This window comes from Oribacterium sp., assembly GCF_057249185.1.
On sequence record NZ_DBHIGR010000002.1, the window covers coordinates 26,376 to 36,358 of the forward strand.

The following is a 9,983-nucleotide window of genomic DNA, read 5'->3' on the forward strand; positions in this document are numbered from 1 at the left end:
TCAGATTTTCTTCCGGGAAGATCTATTTTATAAAGAAAACGGTTTAATCAACACTACTTATTTTAAGGAGGAAAAAAAGATGGCAGTTCAAAAGGGATTATTGTATACCAAGGATCACGAGTGGGTTAAGGAAGAAGGCGGAGAGTACGTAGTAGGAATTAGCGACTATGCGCAGAGCGAATTAGGAGATTTGGTTTTCGTAAATCTTCCGGAAGAGGGCGACAGTGTAACAAAGGGAGAGTCCTTCTCCGATGTTGAGTCCGTAAAGGCTGTTTCCGACGTAATATCTCCATTAACCGGTGTGGTTAGTGCAATCAATGAGGCTGTTTTGGATGCTCCTGAAAGTATCAACAGCTCTCCTTATGAGGCTTGGTTCGTAAAGGTAAAGGATGTTACCGATAAGGAAGAGCTTCTTTCCGCAGAAGAATATGAGGAGTTCTTAAAGACTCTGTAATAGAGACAGAATGCGAATCCTTCCTTAAGGGGATAGAATGGGAAGGTCTCCCCTATCTTCTTAAGGAAGACCCTAACCGAAAGAAAGGTGGTGGATTATGGGAAAATACATTCCCAATACAGAGGCGGAGCAGAAGGCGATGCTTCTGGAAAGTGGATTTTCTTCCTTTGATGATCTGTTTAGAGATATTCCACAGGAAGTAAAATTAAAAGGCGAGCTTTCTATTCCTGCCGGTTTGTCCGAGCTGGAAGTACGTAGAGATATGTCCGCCCTGGCGAACAAAAACGTAGTGTTCCCGGTGATCTTCAGAGGTGCCGGAGCATACCGTCATTTTATTCCCTCTATTGTAAAGAGCGTGATTGGTAAAGAGAATTTTTTGACGGCATATACCCCGTATCAGGCAGAGACCAGCCAAGGTATTTTACAATCTATTTTTGAATATCAGACCATGATCTGCGACTTGACTGGCATGGACGTATCCAATGCCTCCGTTTATGACGGTGCTGAGGCTGCGGCTGAGGCAGTAGCAATGTGCAGAGAGAGAAAGAGAAGCAAGGCTTTGATTTCCGCTCTGATGCATCCGGACACGATTTCAACCATCAAGACCTATTGCCATGGCAACGGTATGCAGGTAGAAATCATTCCGGAGAAGGATGGTTTGACCGATGTAGAAGCTTTGAAGGCTAAGGTAGATGCAGAGTCTGCAGTAGTTTTCATCCAGCATCCGAACTTCTACGGAAATCTGGAGGATGCAGAGAAGATTGGAGAGATTGCCCATGAGGCAGGGGCAAAGTTTGCTATGAGCGTAAATCCCATTTCTCTTGGTGTTCTTAAGACTCCCAGAGAGTATGGAGCGGATGTTGCGGTTGGTGACGGACAGCCTTTAGGACTTCCCATTGCTTTCGGAGGACCTTACCTTGGATTCATGGCATCCACTGATGCGATGAAGAGAAATCTTCCCGGAAGAATCGTAGGAGCTACAGAGGATCATCAGGGAAGAACCGGTTATGTATTGACTCTGCAGGCCAGAGAGCAGCATATCCGTAGAGAAAAAGCTTCCAGTAACGTATGTTCCAACCAGGCACTTTGTGCTTTAGCTGTAGGTGTTTATCTTGCAGCAGTAGGTAAGGAAGGCTTAAAGGAAGCGGCAAGTCTTTCTACCTCCAAGGCGCATTATCTGGCCAAGGAATTAGAAAAGATCGGCTTTAAGCCACAGTATAAGGCGGATTTCTTCAATGAGTTCGTAACAGAGTCTGACCTTTCTTCCGCAAAGGCATTAGAGGCTTTAGAGAAGGAAGGCATCCTTGGTGGATATCCTCTGGATGATAAGAGAATTCTCTGGTGCTGTACGGAAGTTAATGATAAGGCTTCCATGGACCGTGTAGTAGAAATCTTAAAGGAGGTGAAGTAATGCTTATTTTCGAGAAAAGCAAATCCGGCAGACATTGCAGTTTGTTCCCTCCCTGTGATGTGGAAGTGGTAGATGTTCCTGCAAAGGATCAAAGAAAGGCTGAATTACATTTGCCGGAGCTGTCAGAGACAGAAATCAGCAGACATTACACAGAGCTTGCTAAAAAGTGTAGAGGTGTAAATGACGGCTTCTACCCTTTGGGTTCCTGCACCATGAAGTACAATCCGAAGATTAATGATGATATGGCAGCTTTACCCGGCTTTGCAGAGATTCATCCTTTGCAGCCGGAGCATACCGTACAGGGTTGCCTTTCCGTAATCCAGGAGATTGAAACCCTTCTTTGTGAAGTAACCGGTATGGATCGTTTAACGGTTCAGCCTGCAGCAGGTGCTCACGGTGAGTTCACCGGAATCATGCTGATTAAGGCTTACCATGAGAGCAGAGGGGATTTTAACAGAAACAAGATTATTATTCCTGATGCGGCTCACGGAACCAACCCCGCAACCGCTACTATGGCAGGCTACAAGGTGGTAACCATTCCTTCCAATGAGCACGGCTGTGTAGATATGGAGAAATTCAAGGCGGTTTTAGGGGATGATGTTGCCGGCTTGATGCTGACCAACCCCAATACCGTAGGTATTTTCGATGAAAATATCTTAGAGATTACCAAGTTAATCCATGATTGCGGCGGATTAAACTATTATGACGGTGCCAACTTAAACGCTATCATGGGCGTTGTTCGTCCCGGAGACATGGGCTTTGACGTTATTCACTTGAATCTTCATAAGACCTTCTCCACACCGCACGGTGGCGGAGGTCCCGGAAGTGGAGTTGTTGGATGTAAGAAGCTTCTGGCTGATTTCATGCCCGGATATCTGGTTGACGGAGATGCAGTGAAGAAGTTTGTGAAGGCTCCAAAGTCTATCGGAGACATGAAGGCCTTCTACGGAAACTTCTTAGTAGTGGTTAGGGCATTAACCTATATCAAGACCTTAGGAAAAGAAGGAATTCCACAGGCTAGTAAGAATGCGGTGCTGAATGCTAACTACATGATGAATAAGCTGAAGGATCTCTATACCATGGCTTATGATCAGATTTGTATGCATGAGTTCGTTATGAGCTTAGAGGATCTTAAGCAAAAGACAGGGGTTTCTGCAATGGACATTGCCAAAGCCCTGTTGGATAACGGAATGCACCCGCCCACAATGTACTTCCCGCTTATCGTTCATGAAGCTTTGATGATTGAGCCTACAGAGACAGAGTCTAAGGAAACTTTGGACGATGCTGTAGCCGTTTTCAGAAAGCTTTATGAGGAAGCTCAGACCAATCCCCAGGCGCTTCATGATGCTCCTGTAACTACTCCGGTAGGAAGATTGGATGAAGTAAAGGCGGCAAGAGAGCCGGTACTTCGTTATGAGTGGAAGTAAAGGCAAAAAAGCCGATACTTTACTATGAGTGGAGATAAAGGCGAAAAAAGTCGATATTTCACTATGAAAGAAAGTAAAGGCAAAAAGCCGATACATCATTTCGAAAGAAAGTAAAATAAAGTAGATGATTAGAGAGCTGTTATATAAGGATAAAAGAGAGAGTGAACAAGAGTTTTGTTAGAAAAAGCAAGAGCTTTATCGAAACAAGCAAAAACTTAGGTTCTTCTTTGAAGGAGTCTTTATGTAACAGCTCTTCTTGCTAAAAAGCTAAATGGGTGATAAGGGAGAGAGAAATTAAGGCGGAGAGTGTAAGTATACTAAGCCGGTATTGCTCTGGAAACCTTGTGAGACAGCAAATATTAGGAGAGTAAGAATTATGAGTTATGATGTGATTATCATAGGAGCCGGTCCAGGCGGATATGTAGCGGCATTAAAGTCTGCAAAGCTGGGCTTTAAGACAGCTGTGGTAGAGAAGGACAGAGTGGGAGGAACCTGCTTAAACAGAGGCTGTATTCCTACAAAGGCCATGGTTCATGCCACTGAGCTTTACAGAGAAATGCAAAATGCAAAGGAGTACGGTATCTTTGCCGAGAACATTTCCTATGACTACGGCAAGATTTTGGAATATAAGCAGGATATTATTGATAAGCTGGTAGGCGGAGTAGAGCAGCTCTTTAAGTCTAATGGAATTGATTACCTGAAGGGACTGGGAACCCTGGAGAAAGATGGCTCCGTTACTGTGAGTGGTGGAGAGGGTGCCGGAAATTATCAGGCAAAGCATGTGATTTTAGCTGTTGGTTCCAAGCCGGCATTAGTGCCGATTCCGGGATTGGATAGTGAAGGCGTATTAACCAGTGATGAGCTCTTCCAGTTGCAGGAAGTGCCGAAGAGCTTAAGCATCATTGGCGGAGGAGTAATCGGTGTGGAGTTTGCCTCCATTTTCGCCTCCTTAGGAACCAAGGTTACCATTCTGGAGGCTCTGCCCAGTATTCTGGCCAACATGGATAAGGATATTTCTCAGAACTTAAAGCTGATTTTAAAGAAGAGAGGCATTGATATCCATACCTCCGTTAAGGTGGAGAAGGTGGAAAAGGAAGTAGAGGGCGTTTCCTGCTTCTATACCGAGAAGGATGAGCCGGTAAAAGTAACTTCTCAGTATGTGCTTTGCGCAGTGGGCCGTGTGCCCAATACCCAGGGACTCTTCGGGGAAGGGGTTGAACTGGAAATGGAGAGAGACCGAGTAGTGGTAGACGAGCATTTCAAGACCTCCATGGACGGGGTTTATGCCATCGGAGACCTGATTAAGGGCTTACAGCTGGCACACCTAGCTTCCGCACAGGGCATTTGCCTTTTGGAGGAGCTAGCGGGACACAAAATAAGCATTGACTTAAATGTGGTACCGGGCTGCGTTTACACCTCACCGGAAATCGCCTCCGTTGGAATTACCGAGGCTATCGCCAAGGAGCAGGGCTTAGAAATCAACGTGGGTAAGTTCATGATGAGCGGAAACGGAAAATCCATGATTTCCAAGGAAGAGCGCGGATTTATCAAGATTCTGTCCGACAGCAAGAGCCATGCGGTTGTGGGCGTACAGATGATGTGTGCAAGAGCCACCGATATGATTGGAGAGTTTGGCAATGCTGTGGCAAACGGATTCACCGTTGAGCAGCTGCTGAAGGCTATGAGAGCGCACCCGACCTACAATGAAGGCGTGGGAGAGGCTTTGGAGGATGTATTCGGAGAAGCGGTGCATTCCGTGCCGAAGAAGAAATAGTTTAAATAGAGAACTGTGAAGAGTAGGATTCCTTTAGCTGCTTTTCGCAGGACAGCTTTGGAATCGGGGTACGCTCCCGCTAACCTCGCCTCACAGGGGTTCTAAGCTTTTATAAGACAAAAGCTAAGAACCCGTGGGCTCAGATTACCCCGTATTCCAAAGCAATCCTGCTGAAAAGCTAGCCTAAGTATTGCACTGTTCACAGTTCTCTTTTTTAAACCGGAAAGAGCTCCCAAAAGATGATTCAGAACAGGATGTCATTGTCTTCGCTTAGGCATCGCTAAGGCATAAAAAAAGAGGCTGAAAGAATCAAAATAAAGAAATTTTCGGCAATATAGGTCTGAATGTGGGGCAGTCTGAGCCCGACACTTGCGAAAGACCGGCGAAGTGAAGGATTGTAAAAAATCAATAATTGAAGCGAATGATACAGTGTGGGTCTGTAATAGGGGCAATCTGAGCCCGTCAGTACTTACTGAAAGCAAGCAAAGCGAAGCTTGAAGTTAGTACTGCTACGAAGGCGAGGTTAGCGAGAGCGTGCCCCATTTATAGACCCACACTGTATCAGAGCACTTTCTTATAACGAGGGCAGTCCTTCACTGCGCCGGGCGAGGCTAGCGAGAGCGTTCCCCGAGTACAGACCTATATTGCGTAGAAAATTATTGTGATTCTTACAGCTTCTTTTTTCTATTACTTTTTATGCCGTAGGCGGTAGAGCCTTATCACCTGTTCAACGGTGTCCTCTAAATTTCTCCGAGCATTTTCTTTATTCATGGCGTCTTCTAAAGTGGTGATTTCTCGCAGGATGGGGAAGTAAGCGTCTATTCCGGCTTGGTTGCAGGCTTTTGCCCCCACTGTTACAGCTCCTGCAAAGGCCAGAACAGGGATTCCCTGTGCCTTGGCCAGCTTTGCTACACCGATTGGGGCTTTTCCCATGGAGGATTGTTCGTCCAGCCTTCCTTCTCCCGTAATCACAAGATCGGCTCCCTGCATTTTCTCGGAAAGCTTGGTTTCTTCCAAAATCAAGGAAACACCGGATTTTAATTCTCCTTGAAGAAAACTGCGAAAGGCAAATCCCAACCCTCCGGCGGCTCCGGAGCCCGGAGCTTCCGGATTGGCGGCAGGGTTATATTCTTTTACAAGCTCGCTATATCGCTTCATCCAAAGATCCATTTGAGAGAGCAGTTCCTTGTTTCCACCCTTTTGAAATCCATAGACAAGACTTGCTCCATTTTCCCCGTATAGAGGATTCTCCACATCGCAGGCTATTTGAAAGGAACAATGTAATAAGCCCTTCGGTACAGAAGTAGCATCTATTCTAGCCAAGTCTTTCAGGCCTTCTCCGCAAGGGCTGATTTCTTCTCCGTTCTCTTTGGTAAAACGAAAGCCTAATGCGTTTAACATTCCGATTCCACCGTCATTTGTGGCGGAACCGCCGATGCCGATTAAAAAGCGACGACATCCCTTGTGATAGGCATCTAAAATCATTTGTCCCACACCATAGCTACCGGTTTTCAGCGGATTTCTTTCCGCCGGAGAGAGTAAGGTAATGCCGGAAGCTTGAGACATTTCCATAACGGCTAGCTTTCCATCCTTTGGGGAATATTGCGAGTCTGTTTCTGACGGTGTATCTGAGTGTGCTTCAGAGCATTCTTTCGAGTGATTTTTAGGCAGTGTTTCCCGTTGGGTATTCGATTCTGTTTCCGCCTGGGATTTCTCTAATTCCGTTAGAATACCGTAATGAGCTTCCACCTCTTGAAACAACGGTCCTTTTACCCGGACTGTTTCCAAGCTTCCCCCTAAAGCTTCCAACAGCGTTTCCACGGTGCCTTCCCCTCCGTCTGCCAGAGGAGATATCAAAACCTCTGCATCAGGAACTACCCGTAAAATACCGTTTTTTATGGCCTCGCCCGCTTCTTTGGAGGAGAGGCTTCCTTTAAAGGAATCTATAGCAATAAGGATTTTCATAATCTGCCTACGCTGTCTGCCAAGCACCATCCGGGCCAAGGGGATAACCCTCAACCTTGGTATTGAAAAGCATCTTTCCGTTATCCGCTCCGGCCTGAGGGTTCAGATAGTACCACTTACCTTTAAGCTCCTGCCAACCGGTACGCATCTTGCCGTTTTCCGCACCGACCTCTTCACTGAAGTAATACCAGAAGCCGCGAATCTCCTTCCAGCCAAGGCTCATCTTTCCCTGCTCACTGCCTTCATTTTCTTCAAAATAATACCAGGCATTGTTATAGAAAAGCCAACCGGTGAACATATAGCCTTCTTGATTAAAATAGTACCAATGATTATTCATCCATAACCACTGTGATTTCGGGTAGCTTCCATCCGGATTTAAAATCCACCAGCCCTTTGCGTCTCTTTGCCAGTTTACATTGGACGGCAGATTGCGGTCTGCCCCTAAAACCATCGGTGTCCCGCTGCTACCGCCCGAACTGCTTCCTCCGCCGGAACCTCCACTGCCACCTGAACCGCTGCCTCCGCCGGAGCCGCCTCTGCCGCTTCCGGAATTAGAAGGAATCGGCGCTTCCCCGGAATCATCGGTTGTGTACTCCGTAAAAAGCGGGTTTACATATCGTGTACCAAGTTTCAGGGAAGAGTGATTTACTATACGATTCTTTCCCTTAAAATTCATCTTATCTTTATAGAAAGCGCCTGCCCCGATATGCGTAACGGAGGCGGGAATCGTGATGGTATTTGCCTCTTTCAAGTCAAGGAAAGCGCTTTCCCCGATACTTTCCAGTCCGGCCGGTAAGGATAAATCTCCCTTGTAAGAAAGATTACGAAAAGCGGAATTCCCTATTTTCTTTAAATTCTTCGGGAAGACAAGATTGCCCTCTATCGATTTCTTAGAAAAAACAGAATCCCCTATTTCTACGATAGAATCCGGCAACACTAAGCCTTTCTTAATGTAATCGACGCCCGCCAAGGCATGGGAGTCCAAGGCAGTAATATTTCCCCTTAATTCCAGATGCGCTCTCGTTCCTAGAGCATTCAAGAGCTTATTCCAGGAGCGAAGTTCTCCGTTTGCATTAAGACCCTGCATCCGTCCGCTGCCGTTTATTGTAACCGTATAGGGTTTCTTTTCTCCTGTTATTTGCCAGCTAAAATTCCCGTCTACACTTGGTAAGCGGGCCTCATCCGATACCGTAATCACTTTTTGCAACAATTGTGTCTCACTAGATGGGCTTATGCGGCCTCCCGGATCCGTTAAAAATGTACAATAGTAGGTGTGCCCCGGTAAAAAGGAAAGTGTACTTGTGTCCCTAAAATCAAATAGATACGAAATGAATATCTTATTGACTTCGGGAACCCGGCATTGGGCCTCGTACGTCAGATATCCCAAACGCAGACTCTTCTTGAATCTTCCACTGTCATCTGTAAAATTCTGTATACCAACCATTTCGTTTGGATCTTCTGTCTTATACAGATAAAAGTTTATAAATGGATTACCTGTTACTTCCAACTCAAAAAAATATTTATTGATTTCCGGGAGCGTATAAAAATTCACATTGTTAAAAGAAATATTCTCTTTCTTTTCTCCATTTTCATCTTCCTTGGCAGTTTGTTGTACAGAAGTGTAATCCGGATTATAGTGCCAGCCTTTTTTCTGACTCATAAATACCGGAGAATGATTGATAATCGTATTTTTCTTTTCATTTCCTTTAAACTTGTAAAATGCCTCCTCTCCAATCCTCCGCACGGAAGCCGGAATCGTGACATCCCCTAAGTTTTTCGAATCATAAAAGGCATGGTACGGTATTTCCTTAAGGGTAGAGGGAAGACTCACTGTCTCCAAATAGTCCATATGTCCAAAGGCTGACACCCCCACATTCAGCTTTTCTATCCCTTCTTCTATCATCACTTTGCGAATCTTATTCCTATAGGGTTCCCAGGGAGCCACTTTAATTGCATCCGTTTCCCCTCTTCCACGGAGTGTCAGAGTCATATCATTTCCGGTGCCGCTTAAACTATATTCAATTTGCTTTCCTAGTCTTCCACTTAGAGGTGCCTTCTGTACGATAATCTTAAATTCTTTTGTTAGCTCCCCCTCGCCATTTCTTTGGGTTACAAGCAGTTTGGCTGTTCCTTCGTGCAATGCCTCAATGGCGAGTTGTCCATAAGCGTCATGCTTTATGCCAATAACGGTGGGATTCGTCTCCGGTATCACTCTGCAGCGTAAAACATAACTGTGAAGCAGTTCATGGATAGTGATTAGTTCCCCTAACTCCACCGCTATCGTATCTGACAAATAAGCAAGCTCTTTCCAAGAGCTTTCTTTCTCAACCAAAGAAACGGCAAATACGGAGAAATGCTCTGCCGATACCTTTACTGCATTTTCTTTCTCCTCTATTTTTTCTGTCTCTAACTTTTCTGCCGCTGCTTCAACACTGTCCAGATGAAACACGGAAATCTGCTTTTCCGCATTTTCCTCCAGAAAAGAAAGCTTTGAAAAGCTGACCTTCACTTCTCCTTTTGCGGTATCCGGCTGTATTTCTTCTCCATCCTTATCCAAAACACTGATATCAAAAATGATGCTCTGTAGAAGATTTTGCTTATCCTCCTCAAGTTTCTCTTTTACAGTGGAATCCACCTTCTGTTCCTCGACTTTAGAGAGCTTTCTTACTCGTAAAGTCGCGTCCTTTGGAAATACCCCGGAATCAGCCTGCACCGTAACAAGCACACCGGAAAGTTCTTTTTCTGCATAAAATGCGTTCTCTTCTGTAGCCTCAGACTCTATTTCTGTAATTTCTTTTTCGACTTCATTTTTTTCTTCGACTACATTTTTTTCCATTACGTTTTCTTCAAGCGCATTTTCTTCAAGTGCATTTTCTTCCATTACGTTTTCAGAAGAACTTGTACTCTTTTCTTCCGGAAAACTTTGCTTTATTCCTTCAGACAGTACCGTTT

6 protein-coding genes are annotated in these 9,983 nt (G+C 45.2%); 4 read left to right on the plus strand and 2 right to left on the minus strand.

Annotated features, from left to right (window positions below):
* Window positions 1-79: 79 nt before the first annotated feature.
* The 4 genes from gcvH to lpdA all read left to right on the plus strand — a co-directional run bounded on the left by gcvH (window position 80) and on the right by lpdA (window position 5,066).
* Complete coding sequence (gene gcvH / locus ACO4PX_RS00335) at window positions 80-454, plus strand: glycine cleavage system protein GcvH (RefSeq protein ID WP_304070843.1); 375 nt, start codon at window positions 80-82, stop codon at window positions 452-454.
* Between the two features lie 97 nt (window positions 455-551).
* The gene (gene gcvPA / locus ACO4PX_RS00340; protein WP_485532220.1) at window positions 552-1,865 is read left to right on the plus strand and encodes an aminomethyl-transferring glycine dehydrogenase subunit GcvPA; all 1,314 of its coding nucleotides are present in this window, start codon (window positions 552-554) and stop codon (window positions 1,863-1,865) included.
* On the plus strand, window positions 1,865-3,292 hold the full coding sequence (gene gcvPB, locus ACO4PX_RS00345) for an aminomethyl-transferring glycine dehydrogenase subunit GcvPB (RefSeq protein WP_314833335.1): 1,428 nt from the start codon (window positions 1,865-1,867) through the stop codon (window positions 3,290-3,292). The genes gcvPA and gcvPB overlap by 1 nt, the downstream gene beginning before the upstream one ends.
* Window positions 3,293-3,668: 376 nt before the next feature.
* Window positions 3,669-5,066, plus strand: coding sequence for a dihydrolipoyl dehydrogenase (lpdA, locus tag ACO4PX_RS00350; protein WP_485570839.1), 1,398 nt, complete (start codon window positions 3,669-3,671; stop codon window positions 5,064-5,066).
* 687 nt (window positions 5,067-5,753) lie between these two features.
* Here the strand turns inward: lpdA and ACO4PX_RS00355 are convergent.
* Together ACO4PX_RS00355 and ACO4PX_RS00360 are read right to left on the minus strand one after the other, a co-directional pair.
* Complete coding sequence (locus ACO4PX_RS00355) at window positions 5,754-7,031, minus strand: glycerate kinase (protein ID WP_485570841.1); 1,278 nt, start codon at window positions 7,029-7,031, stop codon at window positions 5,754-5,756.
* Window positions 7,032-7,038: 7 nt separating this feature from the next.
* Window positions 7,039-9,867 carry a leucine-rich repeat protein gene (locus tag ACO4PX_RS00360; RefSeq protein ID WP_485570843.1) on the minus strand — a complete coding sequence of 943 codons (2,829 nt, stop codon included), beginning with the start codon at window positions 9,865-9,867 and terminating at the stop codon, window positions 7,039-7,041.
* Between the last annotated feature and the right edge of the window lie 116 nt (window positions 9,868-9,983).

Excerpts from the sequence above, each read along its gene's own strand:
- gcvPA (WP_485532220.1), top strand. The coding sequence starts at position 552 with ATGGGAAAATACATTCCCAATACAGAGGCGGAGCAGAAGGCGATGCTT.
- gcvH (WP_304070843.1), top strand. The coding sequence starts at position 80 with ATGGCAGTTCAAAAGGGATTATTGTATACCAAGGATCACGAGTGGGTT.
- ACO4PX_RS00355 (WP_485570841.1), bottom strand. The coding sequence starts at position 7,031 with ATGAAAATCCTTATTGCTATAGATTCCTTTAAAGGAAGCCTCTCCTCC.
- ACO4PX_RS00360 (WP_485570843.1), bottom strand. The coding sequence starts at position 9,867 with ATGGAAAAAAATGTAGTCGAAGAAAAAAATGAAGTCGAAAAAGAAATT.
- gcvPB (WP_314833335.1), top strand. The coding sequence starts at position 1,865 with ATGCTTATTTTCGAGAAAAGCAAATCCGGCAGACATTGCAGTTTGTTC.
- lpdA (WP_485570839.1), top strand. The coding sequence starts at position 3,669 with ATGAGTTATGATGTGATTATCATAGGAGCCGGTCCAGGCGGATATGTA.